19 protein-coding genes are annotated in these 21,473 nt (G+C 44.8%); 11 read left to right on the top strand and 8 right to left on the bottom strand.

The window, feature by feature from the left end:
- Positions 1 to 59 precede the first annotated feature (59 nt).
- The 4 genes from lpxK (at position 60) to ACR64G_RS07410 (ending at position 3,687) form a co-directional block, all read left to right on the top strand.
- Entirely contained in the window at positions 60 to 1,148 is a 1,089-nt protein-coding gene (lpxK, locus tag ACR64G_RS07425; RefSeq protein ID WP_435978679.1) for a tetraacyldisaccharide 4'-kinase, read from the top strand.
- A gap of 83 nt (positions 1,149 to 1,231) precedes the next feature.
- A complete protein-coding gene (gene kdsB, locus ACR64G_RS07420; protein WP_435978678.1) occupies positions 1,232 to 2,074 on the top strand; it encodes a 3-deoxy-manno-octulosonate cytidylyltransferase in 843 nt (280 codons plus the stop codon).
- Between the two features lie 72 nt (positions 2,075 to 2,146).
- Positions 2,147 to 3,265 (top strand): DNA polymerase III subunit delta', encoded by a 1,119-nt coding sequence (locus ACR64G_RS07415; protein ID WP_435978677.1) that lies wholly within the window; start codon positions 2,147 to 2,149, stop codon positions 3,263 to 3,265.
- Positions 3,266 to 3,339: 74 nt separating this feature from the next.
- A complete protein-coding gene (locus ACR64G_RS07410) occupies positions 3,340 to 3,687 on the top strand; it encodes a PilZ domain-containing protein (RefSeq protein ID WP_435978676.1) in 348 nt (115 codons plus the stop codon).
- Between the two features lie 25 nt (positions 3,688 to 3,712).
- Here the strand turns inward: ACR64G_RS07410 and ppk2 are convergent, their stop codons facing one another.
- Both ppk2 and ACR64G_RS07400 read right to left on the bottom strand, forming a co-directional pair.
- Positions 3,713 to 4,726, bottom strand: coding sequence for a polyphosphate kinase 2 (ppk2, locus tag ACR64G_RS07405; RefSeq protein ID WP_435978675.1), 1,014 nt, complete (start codon positions 4,724 to 4,726; stop codon positions 3,713 to 3,715).
- Between the two features lie 271 nt (positions 4,727 to 4,997).
- Complete coding sequence (locus ACR64G_RS07400) at positions 4,998 to 6,413, bottom strand: acetyl-CoA C-acetyltransferase (protein WP_435980677.1); 1,416 nt, start codon at positions 6,411 to 6,413, stop codon at positions 4,998 to 5,000.
- 930 nt (positions 6,414 to 7,343) lie between these two features.
- On the opposite strand from ACR64G_RS07400, the gene ACR64G_RS07395 reads away from it, so the two are divergent.
- The 4 genes from ACR64G_RS07395 (at position 7,344) to ACR64G_RS07380 (ending at position 12,089) form a co-directional block, all read left to right on the top strand.
- Positions 7,344 to 8,744: a 3-oxoacyl-ACP reductase gene (locus ACR64G_RS07395; protein ID WP_435978674.1), complete on the top strand. Its 1,401-nt coding sequence runs from the start codon at positions 7,344 to 7,346 to the stop codon at positions 8,742 to 8,744.
- A 237-nt stretch (positions 8,745 to 8,981) separates the two neighbouring features.
- Complete coding sequence (locus tag ACR64G_RS07390; protein WP_435978673.1) at positions 8,982 to 9,890, top strand: MaoC/PaaZ C-terminal domain-containing protein; 909 nt, start codon at positions 8,982 to 8,984, stop codon at positions 9,888 to 9,890.
- 109 nt (positions 9,891 to 9,999) lie between these two features.
- Positions 10,000 to 10,539, top strand: a complete 540-nt coding sequence (locus ACR64G_RS07385) for a beta-lactamase hydrolase domain-containing protein (protein WP_435978672.1) — start codon at positions 10,000 to 10,002, stop codon at positions 10,537 to 10,539.
- Between the two features lie 170 nt (positions 10,540 to 10,709).
- Positions 10,710 to 12,089 (top strand): serine hydrolase domain-containing protein, encoded by a 1,380-nt coding sequence (locus ACR64G_RS07380; protein ID WP_435978671.1) that lies wholly within the window; start codon positions 10,710 to 10,712, stop codon positions 12,087 to 12,089.
- Between the two features lie 99 nt (positions 12,090 to 12,188).
- Here the strand turns inward: ACR64G_RS07380 and ACR64G_RS07375 are convergent, their stop codons facing one another.
- From ACR64G_RS07375 to ACR64G_RS07365, 3 genes are all read right to left on the bottom strand, one after another.
- Positions 12,189 to 13,433 carry a cation:proton antiporter gene (locus ACR64G_RS07375; RefSeq protein ID WP_435978670.1) on the bottom strand — a complete coding sequence of 415 codons (1,245 nt, stop codon included), beginning with the start codon at positions 13,431 to 13,433 and terminating at the stop codon, positions 12,189 to 12,191.
- 506 nt (positions 13,434 to 13,939) lie between these two features.
- Positions 13,940 to 15,826, bottom strand: coding sequence for a dihydroxy-acid dehydratase (ilvD, locus tag ACR64G_RS07370; RefSeq protein WP_435978669.1), 1,887 nt, complete (start codon positions 15,824 to 15,826; stop codon positions 13,940 to 13,942).
- 53 nt (positions 15,827 to 15,879) lie between these two features.
- Positions 15,880 to 16,638 (bottom strand): hypothetical protein, encoded by a 759-nt coding sequence (locus ACR64G_RS07365; protein WP_435978668.1) that lies wholly within the window; start codon positions 16,636 to 16,638, stop codon positions 15,880 to 15,882.
- A gap of 239 nt (positions 16,639 to 16,877) precedes the next feature.
- Here ACR64G_RS07365 and ACR64G_RS07360 point away from each other — a divergent pair, with 239 nt between their 5' ends.
- On the top strand, positions 16,878 to 17,318 hold the full coding sequence (locus ACR64G_RS07360; RefSeq protein ID WP_435978667.1) for an HIT family protein: 441 nt from the start codon (positions 16,878 to 16,880) through the stop codon (positions 17,316 to 17,318).
- Between the two features lie 145 nt (positions 17,319 to 17,463).
- Entirely contained in the window at positions 17,464 to 18,471 is a 1,008-nt protein-coding gene (dusB, locus tag ACR64G_RS07355; RefSeq protein ID WP_435980676.1) for a tRNA dihydrouridine synthase DusB, read from the top strand.
- Between the two features lie 46 nt (positions 18,472 to 18,517).
- Here dusB and ACR64G_RS07350 read toward each other — a convergent pair whose 3' ends face one another.
- Complete coding sequence (locus tag ACR64G_RS07350) at positions 18,518 to 18,895, bottom strand: DUF1622 domain-containing protein (RefSeq protein ID WP_435980675.1); 378 nt, start codon at positions 18,893 to 18,895, stop codon at positions 18,518 to 18,520.
- Positions 18,896 to 19,291: 396 nt separating this feature from the next.
- Here ACR64G_RS07350 and ACR64G_RS07345 point away from each other — a divergent pair, with 396 nt between their 5' ends.
- The gene (locus ACR64G_RS07345; RefSeq protein ID WP_435978666.1) at positions 19,292 to 20,179 is read left to right on the top strand and encodes an SDR family NAD(P)-dependent oxidoreductase; all 888 of its coding nucleotides are present in this window, start codon (positions 19,292 to 19,294) and stop codon (positions 20,177 to 20,179) included.
- A 92-nt stretch (positions 20,180 to 20,271) separates the two neighbouring features.
- On the opposite strand, the gene ACR64G_RS07340 is transcribed toward ACR64G_RS07345, so the two are convergent.
- Both ACR64G_RS07340 and ACR64G_RS07335 read right to left on the bottom strand, forming a co-directional pair.
- On the bottom strand, positions 20,272 to 20,745 hold the full coding sequence (locus tag ACR64G_RS07340) for a hypothetical protein (protein WP_435978665.1): 474 nt from the start codon (positions 20,743 to 20,745) through the stop codon (positions 20,272 to 20,274).
- Positions 20,746 to 20,918: 173 nt separating this feature from the next.
- Complete coding sequence (locus ACR64G_RS07335; protein ID WP_435978664.1) at positions 20,919 to 21,449, bottom strand: inorganic diphosphatase; 531 nt, start codon at positions 21,447 to 21,449, stop codon at positions 20,919 to 20,921.
- Positions 21,450 to 21,473 lie beyond the last annotated feature (24 nt).

Here is a 21,473-nt window from a genome sequence, read left to right as displayed (position 1 = left end):
TTAAAAATGGTTCTTAGTATTGGTAACGTCCACAGTATTGATAGGTAGATGGTAGCTTTATGAACGTAGACAAGACAATGACCGAGGCTTGGCAAAGACAAGCGCCTTGGCTTTGGCTATTACTGCCACTAAGTTGGCTGTATGGTTTGCTTACGTTGCTACGCCGCCAAGCCTATAAGCTAGGTATATTCAGCAGTTTCCGTGCGCCCATTCCCATCATGGTGATCGGAAATATCACCGTAGGTGGTAGTGGTAAAACCCCCTTAATTATTGCTTTGGTTGAGCATTTACAGCGGCAGCAAATAAAAGTCGGTGTTATTAGCCGTGGTTATGGCGGTGATAGTAGCCTGATGCCAGCGCTGGTTGAAGCAAGCAGTCTCCCAAGCGAAGTTGGCGATGAGCCTTGTTTGATCGTAGGTACAACGCGTGTTGCCATGAGCGTCTGTCCCAATCGTCAACAAGCGATTGAGACTCTACTCGCAGCGCACCCAGAGCTACAGCTGATTATCGCAGATGACGGCTTGCAGCATTATGCGTTAGAGCGCAATATTGAATGGATAGTTGTCGATAGCAGCCGCGGGTTTGGTAACGGACAGCTACTGCCGACGGGGTTTTTACGTGAGCCGATGTCACGCTTGCAAGACGCTTGCGTTGTGCACCATAAAAGGCCAGATGAGACAGAGACTTTGGCTGCGTCCTCATTACTAACTATGAGTTTGTCACCTAATAAGTTAGAGCGCTTATGGCAGTGTGAAGACACAGCACATAGCGCTGCACCCGATGCCAAGGATAATATTAAATCCAGTAGCCAAGTGCATGCGGTCAGTGGTATCGGCTATCCCAGACGATTTTTTGAGACGCTAAAGACTCTAGGGTTCAAGGTTGTCGAACATCCTTATCCTGATCATTATAATTTTAGTCTCACAGAGCTACTCCAGTATCAAGAGTATCCTATTATCGTTACTAGCAAAGATGCGGTTAAGATACGAGCGTTACTTATGCAAGAGCAAAATCTGAGTGCTGAGTATCAAGAGATTATCGATAGACTATGGGTATTACCCGTAAGCGCAGTATTATCTGATAGCTGTTATCAAGCATTACAACGACAATTACAAGCCTTGAATATATATGCCAAGGATAGCAGATGATATCGTTTAACTGCTGTACTATTGATTATAAGGGCGTTACCTGCCAACTTTATGATTGCCAAGCTATACCGTAGGAGCCGTTTATGTCCATTCACTCATCATCTGCCAAAACTCATATCGTCATTCCAGCACGTTACAAAAGCACGCGCTTGCCTGGTAAACCGTTACTCATGATACATGGCATCCCCATGATATTATGGGTCGCGCAAAAGGCAAGATCCGCTCATTTTGCCGATGATATGTGTATTGCAACTGATGACGAGCGTATCGCGGCCGTGTGTACCAAAGCTGGGTTTGAAGTAGTAATGACCAATGCTAACCATGTGTCAGGTACAGATCGCTTAGCTGAAGTTGCTAAAATAAAAGGCTGGGCGGCTCAGGATATTGTTATTAATATGCAAGGGGATGAGCCGTTAGTGCCGCCGCTGTTATTAGAGCAAGTCAAAAATTTGCTAGTGGCGGACGATGACAGCGTTATGGCAACCTTATATGAGCCTATTGAGGACTACGAGACTTTTGCAAGGCCTTCTGTCGTCAAAGTGGTCAGTCATACCCATGGTGAGCAGCAGCGCGCACTTTATTTTAGCCGCGCACCTATTCCGTGCGATCGTGACTTGGTCCTAGCAGATAGTAGTCTGACAGGTTTAAGTGACAGTAGCCGCTCAAACAGATCAGCGCCCAAAGAGGCATACCGTCATTTAGGTCTCTATGCGTACCGCGTTAAATTATTACAGCAATTCATAAGCTGGCCGCAGACCCCGCTTGAGAGACTTGAGAGTTTAGAGCAGCTACGCATCTTGGAGAATGGGGGGAGTATTGCTATCGCTGAGGCCAATATTCAGCTGCCAGCAGGCGTAGATACTCAAGACGATCTAGATCGTCTAAATGCTATGAGTTTAAGTGAATTTCAAAATACTACTTTATAAAACACAATTAGAAATGGTCTAAGTAATACGAGCAGGGTTCTGATATTTAAGCGATGTACTAAGCGGTAAGGTATGGCAATAACTATGACAGATACGACAGCATCTACAGACGCTATTTACTTTGCGCCACTATTGCCTTGGCAACAAGGATTGTGGGCACAGCTGACAGAGCGTGCATTAACCCCGCCTAATCACCTACCACCTGCGTTACTAGCCGCAGGTATGCAAGGTATGGGCAAACGCGCTTTTGTTTGGCGTTTAGTGGCTTGGTTACTTTGTTACGAGCAGCGTAGTCACCCGTCAGGGGCATGTGGTCAGTGCAAGAGTTGCCAATGGCTACGATCTGGCACGCACCCAAGCTTACAAGTACTACCTACCGCAAGTTTGCCAGTGAGCGCTGATCATAGCCAACAAGAGAGCAAAGCCAAAAGTAGCAAATCTGCCAAAGCAGCTAGTAAAGCAACTCTCAAGATAAAAGTCGATGATATTCGTGCTATGCAACCTTTCATTTATCAGGGTGGGCAGGGCATGCGTATCTGCGTTTTAGATCATGCCGAGCAGATGACGATTGCAGCGGCCAATGCGCTCCTCAAAACTTTAGAAGAGCCGCAATCTCAGGTACATCTTATTTTGATTAGTGATGTGCCAGCGCAGCTACTACCAACGATCAAAAGCCGCGTGCAACAATTGCCATTACAAACTATAGATCACAAAATCGCTCATGATTATGTCACTGACAAGTTGGGTAGCACGATTAATCGTGAAGCGGTTGGTCCTAGTGCCATAACGCAATTATTACAATTGGCGAATGGCGCACCAATTGCAGCGATCAGTTTGGCGCAAGCGCCTTGGTATAATAAACGCACATTATGGATGACGACATGGCAAGCACTACGCGTAGGCAAGCGTAGCAGCATAGCGGCGAGCGACTATTGGCAGTCTCAGTTAAGTATTACCGAATTTATTAAACTATCAGAGCTCATGCTACTCGATATACGCCGCATCAGTCTTGGACTTGAGAGTATGCAACGAGATGTTGATATGTCAGCGCCGCTTGCAAAGTATCAGCCTTCTGACAGTGCGCTTAATAGTCTAACGCTCAGCCTACAAGGTATCAAGGTGTCGCTACATCAGAACGTGCAAGAAAAATTCGCTTATGATAAGCTGATGCAAGATCTTGCACAGTTATAACTTAAGCATTACTTTAATGTGCACGCTGTTTACCGTTAATATTATTTACGATTACTATATCTGAGGAGCTTAGGATGGCTATGCCTGGACGCGGCGGTATTTTGACTTGTCATATCGAAGACATAGCGACGCTATATGCCAGCTATTTGTCCTTTGTCAGTAATGGCGCTCTATTTGTGCCCTCAAATCGTGTTCAGCAATTGGGCGACGAGGTATTCATTGCGGTAACTTTGCCCAATTCGAGTGAGCGCTTGCCGATGAACGGCAAAGTGGTTTGGATCAATTCAAAAGCGCAAGCCAATCGTCCTTCTGGATTTGCGGTACAAATCGGTTCGGACGCTGCAGGACAAAGAATCAAGAACGAGATTGAGCGCTTGTTAGCAGGCAAGATCGATAGCCTGCAGTCGACTTATACAATGTAGAGCGCTTCAACCGCTTTTGCTATGCTTAGTAACGCGGTGGCACGTACATATCATCAGGAATAGGCTCGCGGTAATATTCATCATCGCGTTTGCGCTCAGGTAGCTCTACCTCCTCACGCGGTACTTCTTTGTAGGGGATCTGATCTAATAAGTGCGCAATACAATTGAGCCGCGCGCGCTTTTTATTATTACCTTCAACGACCCACCAAGGCGCTTCTGGTATATGGGTACGCTCAAACATAGTTTCTTTAGCTTTGGTATAGTCCTCCCAGCGTCTACGAGACTGTAAATCCATTGGTGAGAGCTTCCACTGTTTGAGCGGATCATAGATACGGCTCATAAATCGTGAATGTTGTTCATCATCAGTAATCGAAAACCAATACTTAACCAGACGTATCCCTGAACGCACTAGCATACGCTCAAACTCAGGTACTGATTGAAAAAACTCCTCGTACTGCGCATCTGTACAAAACCCCATAACATGCTCAACGCCGCCACGGTTGTACCAGCTTCGATCAAACAGTACAATCTCGCCAGCCGCTGGCAGGTGCGCCACATAGCGCTGAAAGTACCACTGCGTCTGCTCACGTTCAGTGGGTGCAGGTAGGGCGGCGACTCTACAAACCCGTGGATTTAAGCGCTGAGTAATGCGCTTAATCGCACCGCCTTTACCCGCAGAATCACGTCCCTCGAACACCACCACAATACGCTCGCCGCTATCAACGACCCAATCTTGTAATTTGATGAGCTCACGTTGCAAACGTACCAATTCTTGAAAGTAAGTTTGCCTATCAAGTTTTTCCTGCTTACTCATCACATGCCCATCAAATCGCAAATCGCGCATGTAGTCATCGATTTCGTTTTCAAGCTCTTCATCATAAGTGTCAATTAAGTCTTGATGCATCTTGCGCCGTAGATCGTCATTCAAGACATCTTTATCAATGCGTTGAGTAATAGCCGTCTGCTCTAACACTTTTTTATTCGTGTGCGGTTGTACTGTTAAGGGTTGAGGCTGACGCGTTAAGAGTGGTTTTGTCACGATATCCTCCTCATGACCAACTATAGTATGTTTAATTTTATTCAATAGCGAGCGTAATATACCCATAGACTCCCCCTCTAATCAGTTGAATAATGACTGCAAAAACCTATTATAGGTTTTTTATTGTGACAAATATAGCATCCAAAAAAACGCCCCTTAATATAAATTAAGGAGCGTTTTTAGGAAAGCGTCTGTACTGGCTGAACGGATCAATCAGTACCTTTAGTGATAATTACGCTGTACGTTACGAGTCTTTGTATCTTATTGCAGACTACTTCTCTAAGATACAAGTTACACCTTGACCGCCAGCGGCGCAGATAGAGATAAGTACGCGACCTGAACCTTTTTGATCGAGCAGTTTAGCAGCAGTAGCCAAGATACGACCACCGGTTGCAGCAAACGGATGACCGGCGGCAAGCGATGAACCATTAACGTTGAGCTTGCTGCGATCGATTGAACCTAGTGGCGCATCCAGACCCAAGCGCTCTTTACAGAAGCTCTCATCTTCCCAAGCCGCTAGCGTTGAGAGGACTTGCGAGGCAAAGGCTTCATGAATCTCATAGAAGTCGAAGTCTTGTAAGGTAAGACCAGCACGCTCAAGCATACGCGGTACGGCGTACGCTGGTGCCATGAGCAAACCTTCGGTCGTACCAGATTTGCCAATGAAGTCAACCGCAGCAGTCTCTTGATGGACAATATAAGCCAAAGTCTTTAGACCATGCTCTTTTGCCCACTCATCGTTCGCAAGTAGTACACAAGAGGCACCATCAGTCAGCGGCGTAGAATTGGCAGCAGTCATCGTAGGATTAGCATTTCTTTTGCCAAACACAGGTTTGAGTTTAGCTAGTTTTTCTAGAGTAGTATCCGGACGCAAGTTGTTATCACGAGTCAGACCTTTGTACGGGGTGAGTAGATCGTCAAAGAAGCCGTCGTCATAAGCGCGAGCAAGGTTCTGATGGCTGTTAAAGGCCAGCTCATCTTGAGCTTCACGGCTGACGTTCCACTCAAGCGCAGTAATCGCTTGATGCTCGCCCATAGACAGACCTGTACGTGGCTCGCCATTTTGCGGCGCATCGATTAAGTCTTTAGGGTTGAGACCCATAAGTGCTTTTAGACGCTGCTTATTGTTTTTGGCGGCGCCCAATTTGATTATGACTTTACGTAGACCATCACCAATAGCGATAGGCGCGTCTGAGGTAGTATCTACACCACCAACGATAGCAGAATCAATAAGACCTAATGCAATTTTGTTCGCTGAGGCAAAAGTGGCTTGAAGTCCAGTACCGCAAGCTTGCGAGATATCGTACGATGGCGTGTGTGGATCCAACGCAGTATTGAGTACTGATTCGCGAGTTAAGTTAATATCGCGGCTAAGTTTCATGACTGCGCCTGCGACGACTTCGCCTAATACTTCGTCTTGCAAATCAAAACGCTCGATCAAACCGTTCAAGGCAGCGGTTAGCATGTCAGTGTTACTAGCATCAGCATAAGTACCGTTAGAGCGTGCAAATGGGATACGGTTACCACCGATGACCGCAACGCGTTGCTGATTAGAGCTTAACGTAGCATTGGACTTTTTCTTAGGCTTAGCACTTGTCTGTTTGCTAGCTGAAATCGTTTTGGTATCAACAGCTTTGTCGTCTTTTTTGGTGTTAGCAGCTGGCTTTGACTCAGCCTTGCTACCCATTTTGTCTTCAGTTTTTGGCTTAGCAGTAGATTTATTATCTGATTTAGTATCAGGCTTACTACTTGCTTTAGCTTCTGATTTGGTGTCAGCTTTAGATTCGCTCTTAGCCTTTGGTGCTTCCTTGCTTTGAGTAGATGAAGCTACCTTTGATTTGGCTTCTTCAGCCTCAACGTTTTCGAGAGCTATATCGGCTTTGATTTTAGCTTTCTTCTCAGCGTCGTCGCTTTTGGCTTGATCGTTTACAGGTTTGCCATCAGCGTCAACAATATCGGTCGCTTGCTTGAGATCAGCAATAGAGTTGAATCCCGAATCATTCGCTTTTGCGGTGTCTTTGCTAGCAGAAGCGTTTTTATCGATCGTTTTTTCAGTTGTAGCGTTGCCTTTTACAACGGTGCTTTCAACAATTGGGCTGTCTTTTTTGTCGCTCATAATCTTGTCCTCATATATGTAGGTTGAAAAATAAAATCTAACTTAGCACTCTGATCAAGTGCAAGCGCCTTGTGTCTATAAATGGTACTTATAATAATGATTTTTTTGCTTCAAAGTGTAGCTTATTAGCAAACTAAAGCGCTTATATCCTGCAGATCGTCTCTATAAACTAACAGGGAGTCTTTTTCATATAGAATATAGGCGAAGTAGAACTACAAAGAGAGACGAATCGGTAGCTTTGATAACATATTGTTATATCTTTATCAGTTAGCTATAATTTGTAGTGTTTATTTTAGCACAAGCCTGCCTTTTTTAAAGCAGTAGAAAGTAACTGCCGTGTCTATATGACTGGACACTTTATCAGTCTATAATAAGCCATCTGAATTAATTAACTCAAGTCTTGGTTGTAAGCGGTTCTTACCGACATGATAAGGACACATTTTCAATAGGACAAATTTTAATAAGCATAAATACTTAAATTTTCATTAATAGGAGCATACTATGTCAGACCGTTATGGTGATTTCGTTCAATCTTCGCTAGGTAAAAAAGTAGCCAAAAACCTTGGTTTGCCGCAGCCTGTGACCCTTGATCGTTTTGAGAGTGGTCAACGTTTAGTGCGCGGTAGCGTGCTCGTAGGCGCCGCTGCAGGTGAAGACAACCGCGTAAGCGCGTCTATTGGCCGTATCTTATCAGAGCTACATGCTGAAGTATTCGTCAATAGTAGTGATGATATCAAAGAGGTGCTCGCCGACGCTGGTATTGAAGCAAAAGCCAATACTGGTAGCGAAGATAAGTTTAAAATATTGTTATTTGATGCCAGTAATATCAGTAGCGCAGAGGGTCTAAAAGCGGTTTATGAGTTCTTCCATACGGTTGCACGCCGCGTAGAAAAATCAGGTCGCGTCATCATCATTGGTCGTCCGCCAGAATCTATCGATGATATCGAAACCGCATTGGCACAGCGTGCGCTTGAAGGTTTCGTTAAGTCAGTAGGCAAAGAGTTTAAGCGCGGTGTTACAGCGCAGCTTGTTTACGTTAGTGCGGGCGCTGAAGATAATCTAGAGTCAACCTTGCGCTTCTTTACTTCAGCACGCTCAGCTTATGTCTCAGGACAGGTCGTTCGTGTCAGCGCAGGCAATGCGGTTGATATCGATTGGACGCAGCCACTTGCTGGCAAAACGATGCTAGTGACAGGCGCTAGTCGCGGTATCGGTGAAGCGATTGCACGCGTATTGGCTCGTGAAGGCGCTCACGTGATCTGTCTAGACGTCCCGCAGCAGCAAGCGGACTTGCAAAAGGTCGCAAGTGAGATTAGTGGTTCCGTTCTAACGGTTGATATCACTAGTGACGATGCAGGTCAAGAGATTGCAGAAGCCGCGCAAAAACGTGGCGGACTTGATGCTGTCATTCATAACGCTGGCGTGACTCGTGATAAGACGCTTGCTAATATGGATGAGCAAAAGTGGGATATGGTCATCAACATCAATTTAGGTAGTATTGCCAGAATCAATCGCTACTTGCTTGATAATGATGTCTTAAAGAATGATGCGCGTATCGTTTGTGTCTCGTCAATCTCAGGGATCGCAGGTAATATGGGTCAGACCAATTATGCGACTTCAAAAGCTGGCGTTATCGGCCTAGTCAATTCAACGGCCAAGCAGTTAGATGCTAATGACAAGGGTATGACGATCAATGCGGTTGCGCCAGGATTCATTGAGACGCAAATGACAGAAGCTATTCCGTTTGCTATTCGTGAAGCAGGTCGCCGTATGAACTCAATGAGCCAAGGTGGCCTGCCAGTCGATGTGGCTGAGACTATCGCTTGGTTTGCCTCGCCTGCCTCTGGCGGTTTGAACGGTAATACGGTACGCGTATGTGGTCAAAGCTTATTAGGTGCTTAATGACTTACTCTTTCTAAGATATGTTAAATTGTTGATAGTATTGACTAAATTAATATAAAATCACAAATTATTACTAATAAATATAAATTAAGCTGCCCTAGGGTGGCTTTTTTATGATAAAAACACAAACGGAAGGCGTGTTTGATTCTTTTTAAACAGGAACTGCTGCTAGCGACATCAACCCAATTTGCTTTAGATTTTTTACAGTTATTAAACTTGCCTCACTAGGATTGACTTATGCCAGACAAATATTTTGATGCGTTGCCAAAAGCGCATACCACTTACGCTAATATTATCAAAAGCCTGCTACCTATCGGTGAAAAGGCCAGCAAAGACTCATTACCAAACGCTACTTATTATGTCGAAAACTTACATATCGATCAAGGCAACTTGGACGATTATCGCAAGATTTGCGGCTTTCTTGACAATGGTAAAATACCGATTACTTATTTTTCTGTATTATCACAAGCGCTACAGATGAATATGATGGTCAAAGAGTCCTTTCCTTTTGCGATGCTAGGCTTGGTCCATGTGGACAACAGTGTCACTCAGTACCGCCCCATCGGTGAGCGCGAAACGGTTACCATGTCTGTTGCTTTTGATAATCTGCGTGAGCATAATCAAGGCCAGCAGTTTGACTTTGTCACCCTTGTTAAATCAGGTGAAGATACGGTTTGGCAGGGAACATCAACGTATCTATCTCGCAGCAAAAAAGCGGGAAGCACCAGTAAAAAAAGCGCACCGCGCCAAGTGACAGTTAAACCTATGATTGATGAGGACGGCGTACACAGTATCTTTGAGGTGCCAGAGGATATCGGTCGTCGTTATGCCTTTATCTCAGGCGACTTTAATCTGATCCACTTGCATCCTTTATCTGCTCGCGCCTTTGGTTTCCCAAAAGCGATCGCGCATGGAATGTGGTCAAAGGCCAAAAGTTTGGCGCTCATTGGCGACTTGCCTGATGCTTGCAAGGTTGAGGTGTCCTTTAAGCTGCCTATATTCTTGCCCTCAGAAGTAGAGTTAATCTCTGAACCTATGGCCAAGCTTAAAGATGCATCGGATAAGTGTGTGTTCGGTCTGTATAGCGCAAAAAACGACAAGCCGCATCTCTCAGGTCACATTGAGCTATTGGGCGATAACGACTAGTTTTATAGTAATTGTTTACAGCCTTTTATGGTGGGCGCTTATAACTGAGGGATCAGTGATAAGCGCCTAACGATAGCAACTTTTATTCACCATCGCATATAAAAATTTTATGACTGAATCTACTCAAAACCCAGTTGATATACATGGTAATGCCAATACAAACGACGCTGCCAATTTTGATGAGTATAGCGCTACTGATAATGGCGCGGCGCTCAATCAAGTTCTACATCCCTATTTTCGTCCCGATGAGCGAACCATCGTTTGCGGGGCACTAGATGATGACAAAATAGCAGGGCTTGCAAAAGCAGGCGTTGAGCTTGTCATCAATCTACAACCCGACGATGAGCTAAAATTTGATGAGGCCCATGCGGTTCAGCAAGCAGGCATGAGCTATGAGCAATTGCCAATTAGCGGCGCTAAAGATCTAAAGCAGCTTAATATACTGGCGTTCGATAATATATTGCGTCAGCATCATGGTAAAAAAGTTGTAATACATTGCGGCTCTGGCAATCGTGTTGGCGCCGCCTCTGCTTTGCGTGCTGGCTGGCTACGCGGTCGTAAGATGGATACGGCTATGGCGCGCGGATATAGTCATGGACTAGGTAGTTTAGAGGAAGAAGTGCGTAACCGTTTGCTAGTACCAAGATAATCAAAAGATTATCGCTAGTTCTAAAAGACAACGGTCTTGATAGAGAATAGGTGACCTTCAGGTTGCCTTTTTTTATCAATGATACATACTTAGTACTTATTTTTTAGACAAATATTCTCAAGATAACAGGTATCAATCACTCTGTTCAAGTCACTATAAATGGAATTATTATGACCAAAGCTAACAGCACTACTACTATTGATACTCAGTTTCAACAGCGCCTAGAGCAAGTTCTTTCTGATTTACAATTAAACGACGCACCAGTAGGCGGCTCGTTGGTCGTCTATCAAAAAGGCGCGTGCATCGCAAAAGTTAGTATCGGTATGGCACGGCTTGAGACCCCTTGGCAGTCCGATACGTTGTCTCTGAACTTTTCTACAGGCAAAGGGGTGTTAGCGACGCTGATTCATGTCTTGGTCTCACAAGGACTGCTAAACTACGATACGTCCATTGCTAGCTATTGGTCAGATTTCGCGGCTAATAACAAAGCCGATATTACTCTAAGAGATGTTCTATCGCATCAGGCCAATCTATTTGCAATTGCGTCTATTGAGACAAATAGCGAGACGCTAATCGATTGGCAGGCTATGCTGGCAAAAGTCGCAGCGATGCCGACAACTCATCCAGATCAAGGTGATAAGAGTGCTAGTGATGATACGGATAGATATGAGAGTGCTTATAGCGCTTTGATCTTTGGTTGGGTGCTTGGCGGTTTGATAGAAGCCGCTACCAATATGACGCTAGCGCAAGCTTTGCGCCATTATTTAACAGAGCCACTGGGCATAGCAGATAGCTGCTATTTTGGCGTGCCCGCTGACAAGGTGCATACAGTTGCCAAACTTGGCAAGGATTTTAAGCCATTACAGCAAGGCAGCTCACAACTAGGCGCTAAACGTCATAAACCTGTATTGAAAGTGGACTCACCAAGCACGCTAGAGACCTATGAGAGCTTGCCAAGCTATGCTTGTTGGCAACAGTTGGTGTCTGACAATGAGACAGTATCGGCACATCCTCAAACCAAGACTGATAAATTAACTACCGATCAAATTAATCGTTTATATTTTGATCATAGCGCTATCAATGCCAACAACTACAGAGCTGCGTTAGTGCCTTCTAACATGCAGCCTATTAATTACTACACTGATGAGGTATTACAAGCCATCATACCCGCCGCCAACGCCGTTGCCTCAGCCGATGCACTAGCGACTATTTATGCGATGCTCGCTGATGGCGGGGTATGGCAAGGCAAAACAATCATTAACAAGCAAACGTTCACGCAGCTCTCATCAGTACAGTCAAACGGTATGGACGCGGTTATGCCTGCGGTAATGAAATGGCGTCTTGGTTATCATCGTCTGTTTAGCGTCTGTACCGATACTGAAGCTGGTTTTGGTCACATGGGCTACAACGGTTCGGTCGCTTGGTGTGATCCATCACGGCAATTATCGTTTGCCTATGTGCATAATTTTGATACCACTATGCTAGGCGATATTCGTCAGTTTGCGTTAACAGAAGCCATTCTTTATTTGATTGATAAAGAACGAGTTTAGTGAGTAACCACTAAGTAAAAATCAAAACTGCCGTTTTATCTTACGATAAAAGCCATGATAGTCGCGACCTTTTAATCACTTATTCATTAGGATCATAAATTAGTCGATATCAGGCGTCATCTTTAGCAGTTTAGGTGCACTCAGACCATGTATAAAGATAGATATCAAGATGACAATACTACAGACGACCCATAGTTTGATGGCGTCTTCATCTGCAAAATAACCTTGATTGAGCGCATAGGATAGATAATATAGCGTGCCGATACCGCGAATACCCAAAGCCGACACCGCATACTTTTCGGTGCGGTGCATATCGAGTCCAGATAAGGCGATAATGCCGCCAATAGGCCTTATTATTAGCAAGAATATAAAGCTGACGATATAGACTTGCCAAGTAAGCTCAATGTCAGATTGCAATCCTTGACCCACGAGCATGCCAAAAGTCACGAGTACCAATGACATGAGCAACCCTTCAGATTGCTCGGCAAAGTCATGTAATTCTTCGTGATAACTGTGCTCGCATTCTGAACGCCGAAACGAAAAAGCGGCGACGAATACGGCGATAAAGCCATAGCTATGGACGTACTCCGCTATGCCATAAGACAACAACGTCAACGCAATGACTACGTAACCCTGAGAGATAGTCGTCTCACGAGTATACTTTGAAAAAACCACCTTTGCCATAAGCTTGCCGACGATGACGCCGACAAGCACGCCTATGCTAATCTGCCATAGCACATCTTGCAAGAACCATGACCCAAGCATCTCAAGGCTAAAGCGCTTGCCTTCGCTATAAGCTTCTGCCACCTTTATCGCTAGATATACAAAGGGAAAGGCGAGACCGTCATTGAGTCCTGCCTCTGAGGTTAAGGTAAATCTTGGGGTGTCCTCATTGCCTGTATTGGGCGGCCCAACCTGAATACTAGAGGCCAGTACGGGATCGGTTGGCGCTAATACAGCTCCTAATAAGATAGCAGCGCCAAGACTCAAACCAAAAGTATAGTAGCCAAGAATTGCCATCGCAAATATGCCAATAGGCATCGTAATCAATAGTAAGCGTACGGTTGGACGCCATAGTCGCCAAGCCAATTCAGTATCGATTTTTATACCAGCGCCAACCAAGGATACCAATACAACAATCTCGGTGAGCTTTTCTATGATAATGCCGTTCTCAAGCGGATTTAAAAACGACAGCGTGATCCAAAAGTAACCAATAAGCGCCCCAAAGGTCACTTGTAATATAGGCAAAGAGATAGGAATACGCTTGGATATCAATGGAAATAGAGAGCCAAACAAAAAAGCCATACCGCCGATTAATAAAAGCTGATTGTAATTCTCAATCATAAGATTTGCCTGCACCAGTTTATTGTTGTATTTAAGGTCTGTTGAACATTCAAATATTAGGACTGCTGATCGCTAAAATCGCATCAAACTTTTTATTAGATCAGGCGTAAATCGACGATAATGTCGAGACCTTAGCGAGGTTTACAACAACGTTTGGGGTGATTTTAGCATCAGCCTTTTAGGGCAGGGCTATTTTTTGCCAATACATGGCGAAATTGTCTAACCTAGAATGACTAGGCATCAAAAATTTCACTGCGTATTGTCTAAAAAATAGCCACTGCCAGTTCCACATTTGAATGTTCAACAGACCCTAATAATAAGGACAAAAGGTTGCTAATAAAACGTCACTTATAATGACGATAAAGTAATCACATTTTCGCAAAAAAACGTTATCAGAGACGCAAATACGTTGTGTTTTGGTAGTGATTTTTGGGCACAAGAAAGCCAGCACGAATGCTGACTGAGATGATTATTGTGTTTGGAGTATGAAACCAAAATTCTTGCGCTTAGCGCTCAACTTGGCTAACATCACGTACTGCGCCCGTATCAGCACTAGTCGTCATTGCCGCATAAGCACGCAAAGCTGGGGATACATGACGCACGCGGCTTACAGGTTTCCATGCATCGCGATCACGAGCGTCCATCTGGGTGCGCCGCGCTGCTAGATCGGCGTCACTCACTTGCATGTTAATCGTACGATTGGGGATGTCGATGTGTATGGTATCGCCTTCGACCACTAAACCGATAGCGCCGCCTTCAGCGGCCTCTGGGCTGGCATGACCAATGGACAATCCTGAAGTGCCACCAGAGAAGCGACCGTCAGTGAGTAGGGCACACTCCTTACCTAGACCTTTTGACTTCAGATAAGTCGTTGGATAGAGCATCTCTTGCATACCAGGGCCACCTTTTGGACCCTCATAACGAATAATAACCACATCGCCTGCGACTATGTCGTCACTAAGTACCGCTTCTACCGCATCATCTTGTGATTCAAAAATACGCGCACGACCCGTAAACGTTAAGATACTCTCATCGACGCCTGCGGTCTTGACCACGCAGCCGCGCTCAGCAATATTACCGTATAGTACTGCAAGGCCACCATCTTCTGAATAAGCATGCTTGGCGCTACGGATGCAACCTGACTCACGGTTGACGTCGAGGTTTGACCATTCTTTTGATTGTGAAAATGCCTCAGTGGTGCGTACGCCACCAGGTGCTGCAAGGAAGCGCGCGCGTGCTTCTTGATTATCAGGGTTCATGATGTCCCATTTATCAATCGCCGCTTTCATCGTCGCGCTATGGATAGTTGGTACGTCAGTCTTCAATAATCCAGCACGATCAAGCTCGGCCAATAATGCAAAGACACCGCCGGCACGATGCACATCTTCCATATGGTATTTTTGCGAGGCAGGAGCGACTTTTGCTAGGCAAGGCACACCGCGACTTAGACGATCGACATCTGACATTTTAAAGTCAAGTTCTGCTTCGTTCGCTGCTGCCAACAAATGCAAAATAGTATTGGTCGAGCCACCCATCGCGATATCTAATGTCATGGCGTTCTCGAACGCCGCTTTGCTAGCGATGGAGCGCGGCAATACCGAGTCATCATCTTGCTCATAGCGACGTTTGGCAAGCGAGACAATAGTGCGCCCAGCTTCTAAAAACAGCTCACGGCGCAGTGAATGAGTGGCGAGTAACGAGCCATTACCCGGTAAGGCCAATCCCAAGGCTTCGGTTAAGCAGTTCATCGAGTTGGCAGTAAACATACCAGAGCATGAACCACAAGTGGGACACGCTGAGACTTCTATAGCAGCGACATCTTCATCACTAATACTATCGTCAGCGGCATCCATCATCGCATCGACGAGATCCAGTTTACGAATGGTACTGCCTTTACTGTCTTCGTTGTTATGGCTTTGACCGACCGTACTGGCAAGAATTTTGCCCGCTTCCATGGGCCCGCCTGAGACAAATACCACTGGAATATTGAGGCGCATTGCTGCCATCAACATACCGGGAGTGATTTTATCGCAGTTAGAGATACACACAAGCGCATCGGCACAATGAGCATTGACCATATATTCCACAGAGTCCGCAATCAAATCACGACTTGGTAGGGAGTACAGCATACCACTGTGACCCATCGCGATACCGTCATCGACGGCAATGGTATTGAACTCTTTTGCAACGCCGCCTGCTTGCTCAATCTCACGTGCGACCAGTTGACCTAAGTCTTTTAGATGCACATGACCCGGTACGAACTGGGTAAATGAGTTGGCAATCGCAATGATGGGTTTGCCAAAGTCGCCATCGGTCATGCCAGTTGCCCGCCAGAGTGCTCGTGCACCTGCCATGTTACGACCACCGGTAGAGGTTTTTGAGCGATAATCCATGTGATATTCCTTACAAATAAATAGAGTTGTAATGACACGTTTAAAAAGAGCTATTACTCAAGGCGCTCTAAGATAGCAGCCTCAAACCAAGGCAACTTGTCTTTTTCTGTCTCGATTTTAGCGATAGCTGATAGAGCGTGAGTAGCTGGTAGCTGTTGATATTCGGGACTGGCATCGACAATGAGCACAGGCTCATCATTTACGTCGTGTTCATCGATACTAACTAGCGTTTGCTGACGGTTCTTATAGAGCACATCAACACGACCAAAAAAACGCCAGTCTTTAAAGGCCGCTATTATCGCGTCGTCCTTGTTCTGTGTATATAGCTGCTCAGTTGCCTTGCCTGTATTGGTCCATTGTAAACGCACTGCTAGTTGCAGCGCTTCGCTAAATACAACGAGAGATCCAATTACTTTGATATGCCAAGGACTGGCCATCAATTCGCTATCAATCTCGATAAGTGTGGCAGCATCCTGAGCACTCATCACGGTATTAAATTGAGCAAGCAAATTAGGAGTTAATGGATGCGCCTGCTTGATGGCGTCGTCTAAGCTATCATAGTGATACAAAAACGGCAATGGCTCATCTTGAGTCGCTGTTCTTTTGGTCACTTTGCAATTATGAATACGCCAACTAATAGCAGCGTCAGTAAGGGCTTGTGCAATGATGAGAGCGTTTGGTTCTAGAGTAGGTTTGACGCTGGCATCAATAGGTATGTGCTCTTGGTCATCAGGAGTATATGTCGACGTATTGCCTACCGAGGCGTAGCCTGACTGTACTGATATTTGATCGTATAATTGCGTCGAATCCATAGAATTATCGTCGTCAAAATAGGCTCCTAGTATAGCATTTTAGGGTGCTTTTCGCTAATATTTAGTGCCCAAAATCTGTGCTCATCGTAGTATCTCATAGCAGTAATGGTAATGACACTAATATGCTTTGTAGGACGCTTTGTAGAACGCCGCTTTATTATCGTAATGCCTTGTGGTTTGCCTTTGTCTCGTTCACTATACTAATGCCAATATCATTTTATCAAAGAAGGATTAGACTAATGACTCAAAACAAGCCAGCTTATTACGACGAAAACAATATTTTTGCCAAAATGCTCAACGGTGATATCCCTCATCACAAAGTCTATGAAGATGAAAAAACTCTAGCCTTTATGGATATTATGCCGCAAGCAGAAGGCCATGTACTCGTCATTCCGAAACAGAAAGCTGTTGATTTGGCAGATCTAGAGCCTGAATATGCAGCGGCAGTACTGATGACGGCCAAAAAGGTGATGAACGCGCAGCGTCAGGTATTCGCGCGCGAAGGTATCATTCAGATGCAGTTAAACGGCGCACAAGCGGGGCAAACGGTATTTCACTATCATATTCACCTGATACCCGGTAGCATCCATGAATTAGGCGTTCATGCTGCAAAGATGGCGGACAATGATAAGCTTGCTGATCTAGCGCAGCGGCTGGCAGCGGTGATCGATACACCCTAACTGACGTGCTATAGAGCGCTACAAAAGAGTCAGATCCTCTTGCAATATATCTCTTAACCCTTAAAATAGCGGCTTGTCTTTCTTAAGATTTAAGCCGTTTTTTATGTCTATTGATATTTTATCTTTGCCCAAAATTAGTCCTGACATGCATCTGTCAGCAGCGGATGATCACCCGTTATTGCAACCGCTAATGATCGGCGGTTTGACTATTGAGAATCGTTTGATAGTCGCGCCGATGGCTGGAGTCACTGACAACCCTTTTCGTAAGTTATGTAAATCCTTTGGGGCAGGGCATGCGGTAAGCGAGATGATCATTGCGGATACTGCGCTATATGCCCGCAAAAAATCCTTATACCGGGCCAATTTCGATGGCGAGATTGCGCCGATCTCAGCACAAATTGCAGGTGCGGAACCTGATAAATTGGCGCAAGCGGCACAGTATCAGGTCGATAATGGTGCACAAATCATCGATATTAACATGGGCTGTCCTGCCAAAAAAGTTTGCCGTAAGCTGGCAGGTTCAGCGCTGTTGCAGGATGAGGATTTGGTGGCGCGGCTACTCGATACTGCGGTAAATAGCGTAAACGCACCTGTCACTCTAAAGACGCGTTTAGGCTTTGAAAATGGCGCGGAGAATATCTTGCGCGTTGCCAAGCGCGCTGAGCAAGCAGGTATTGCCGCCATTGCTATTCATGGTCGCACTCGTGAAGATATGTATACCGGTTTGGCTAGGTACGAGCTTATACGCGAAGTTAAGAACAGTGTGAACATACCTGTGATTGCCAACGGCGATATCGACAGCGCTCAAAAAGCGCAAGAGGTTTATGACCTGACAGGCTGTGATGCGGTGATGATTGGACGCGCAGCCCAAGGTCAACCGTGGATATTTCGGGATATTGAGCACTATCTGCGTACAGGTGAGCGCTTAGCACCGCCTAGTGTCAGTGAGATAAAGCAGATTGTGCTTACCCATCTTGAAGCGCTATATGAGTTCTACGGTGAGTACTCAGGATGCCGCATTGCCCGCAAGCACATCGCTTGGTACACCACGGGTATCCCAAATTCCAACGCCTTTCGTCAAGCTATGTATGGTGAGGAGAGTACCGCTGGACAGTTTTATGTGGTTGAGAGCTTTTTGAGCGCGCATGAATAATTGATAGTAGCATCAGTAGCGTATTCTTGTGAATGTTCAACACGTTCTAATCCTTATTTATCGGTACAGGCGCTTGAGGTGGAGATGCTTCGCTCTTTTTTTGCCAAGGAAGGCGACCTTCTAACTCAACTTGTAGTGATAAGCTCAAAAAGGTACGAATAAGAACGATAAAGCCTAGTATAAGTACGTCTCGTAGAGTCGGTTCTGTGACGACCGTTGCCATAATATCTGCTGCGATCAAAACCTCAAGTCCTAACAAAATCGACTTACCAACCGTTTGTCTGATTTCAACATAAGTATCGTGAGTAAATCCGCGCGTGTCACGAAAGGCTTTATAAAATGCAAAAAACAGACCAAAAAACATGATCAATACTCCGATCATCTCTACAATTTTGGCGATTAAGTCTATATAGTGGGCTAACATTTCTATCAAAATACGATCCTTTATTAAATAAAATAAGGGCTAGCGATAGCTCGTTTTTGAGATAAACGTGCGCCTTCCCAAGAAATGATATGTTATCAGATAATGCTGACGGTATTAGGGTGAGTTGCTTTTGTTGAACAGATATTGAACAAATACAGTCACTACAAAGTGATAACTGCTCTATATAACACCTTCTATAAATCCAATGGTGCCTCTCGTCTGCGCAGTCTAACAATAGACTTGACAAATTTTAGTCATCAAACAACAATAGGTAGGTTACTCATAAATAAATAAAGCGGTTTGAGCAGTAAGCAGTGCTCATCTTTGTTATGCTAAATCTACGCATTAATAGGGAACATTAATGTATCGATAACCACCCAACAATAAGGATATTTCATGGCCAATCCCTCAAAGAGAACTATCAGTAAGTCTGTTAAAGGCAAAAACATCATCATTACGGGGGCGTCAAGTGGTATCGGAGAGCGCACCGCCTATTTGTTAAGTGAATGCGGTGCACACGTTATTATGTTGGCACGTACAGAAGAGAAGCTAAAAAAAGTCAAAGAGAACATCGAAGAGCTTGGCGGCAAAGCCAGCTATTATCCGTGTGATTTGACAAACATGGAGGATATCGAAAAGGTCAGCGAACAGATTAATTCGGACTTTGGTAATATCGATGTACTCGTCAATAATGCAGGACGATCAATTCGCCGCTCAGTCCACGAGTCAGTCAATCGTTTTCATGACTTTGAGCGTACGATGGACATTAACTATTTCGGCGCAGTCAAAATTATTCTCGCCTTCTTGCATGGTATGATAGAGCAGCAATCCGGTCAAATCGTTAATATCTCATCGATCGGCGTACAAGCAAACAGTCCACGTTTTGCAGCTTATGTCGCCTCAAAATCTGCACTAGATGCTTTTAGTCGCTGCCTAGCCGCCGAAGTTAAAGGCGATAATATCACGATTACCAATATCTTTATGCCACTCGTGCGCACACCTATGATCGCACCGACTAAACTTTATAAGTATATGCCAGCGCTGATGCCTAACGAAGCTGCCCTCATGATAGCTCGGGCGATCGTAGACAAACCCAATAGCATTGCCAGTAATATGGGTAAATTTGCCTCAGCGACTTACTCCTTAGCGCCAGCAATCAACGTCGGTATTCAGTCGATCGGTTATCGCATCTTCCCAAGCTCTGATGCAGCGCTTACTACAGACTCTAAACCTAACCTAGCTCAGCGCGCCTTTGCCAAAATCTTACCAGGTGAATATCACTAATTGCCTATATCATAATAAAAAAGGGAATGCATCGGCATTCCCTTTTTTATGTCATATCCTTACCAAATGTGATTTTGTCACGTACTATGGTATCAGCTAAAAACGCGCCACAATATCCAAAATAGTCCCGCCATGATAAGCACGATTACGAGCACGCGTTTAACAAGGTAGGGGATGATAGGTTTTTTATAGCCTATATCATCCAGTTGACTTGCAACCCCACGTTGCAGACTCTTAAAGCCTTGCTCTTGAGGTGTCGATTTAACGCGATCTTTAGTTAACGGATCAAATCCTTCTACCGATTGCTCTTGATCAAAACTCAGCGCGCTATTGGGAATACCTTGCTTGCTAGCAATGCTATTAAGCTTTTGCTGCTGCTTGTTTTTTAGGGCGGTATCATAAGCATCAATGCGCGCTTTAGCAGCGTCCATACTTATGTTTTCATCTTGCGCCAAATCTTTGATGGCCATCACAAGGTTGCCTTTTTCGATCATCATAATGACCGATCTAGGTAATTTTTTTTGCTTGGCGCTAGTGTTTTTTGAAGAGGCATCAGGGTTAAACATAGTCATCCTTATCAAGCGTCATATGCGTCACTTTATTATAGCAAATTTTTAAGAGTTGCTTCTTAAGAGTAATTTTTCAAAAGTAACTTTGTAGCACTCAATTTTAGTCACAAAAAAACCGCAATCAAAATAATTGCGGTAAATTTGATAACGTCTAACAAAAAACCGAAGGCTTACATATCTTTCCAGCGTTGGATAGACTCTTTAATGATTTCTTTGGCTTCATTTACATCGCCCCAAGACTCAACGACGGTTGTACCCGCTTTTTTCAAATCTTTATAATGGCTAAAGTGAAACTGTAACTGATTGATTAACTGCTTTGGAAGGTCATCCAAGCTGTTATAAGCATTGCCTGTATCACGGTCATCAGCAGGAACGACGACGATTTTATCATCAACTTCGCCGTCATCAACGAATCTCATAACGCCAATAACTTTAGCTTTTAAGAAGATACCAGTAGGCAATGGCTGCTCTGTAATGATTAGCGCATCAAGCTCATCGCCGTCTTCGTCAAGCGTTTGCGGGATAAAACCATAGTTACAAGGCTTGGCAAAAATCTGCGGATCAACACGGTCCAGCTCAAACACAGCCAGCTCGCGGTTCCACTCGATCTTGTGACTGCTACCGGTTGGAATCTCAACCACAACGTTGATAATTCCGCCGTCTACATCACCTGCGTCCAAAATTTTATTAAAATCTGCCATAAGGGGCTCCTAATGAATATGTTT

Source organism: Psychrobacter sp. DM4 (assembly GCF_051307035.1).
Taxonomy (GTDB): domain Bacteria; phylum Pseudomonadota; class Gammaproteobacteria; order Pseudomonadales; family Moraxellaceae; genus Psychrobacter.
Note: the sequence above shows the minus strand (reverse complement) of the source record. Positions and strands in the feature narration are given on the sequence as shown.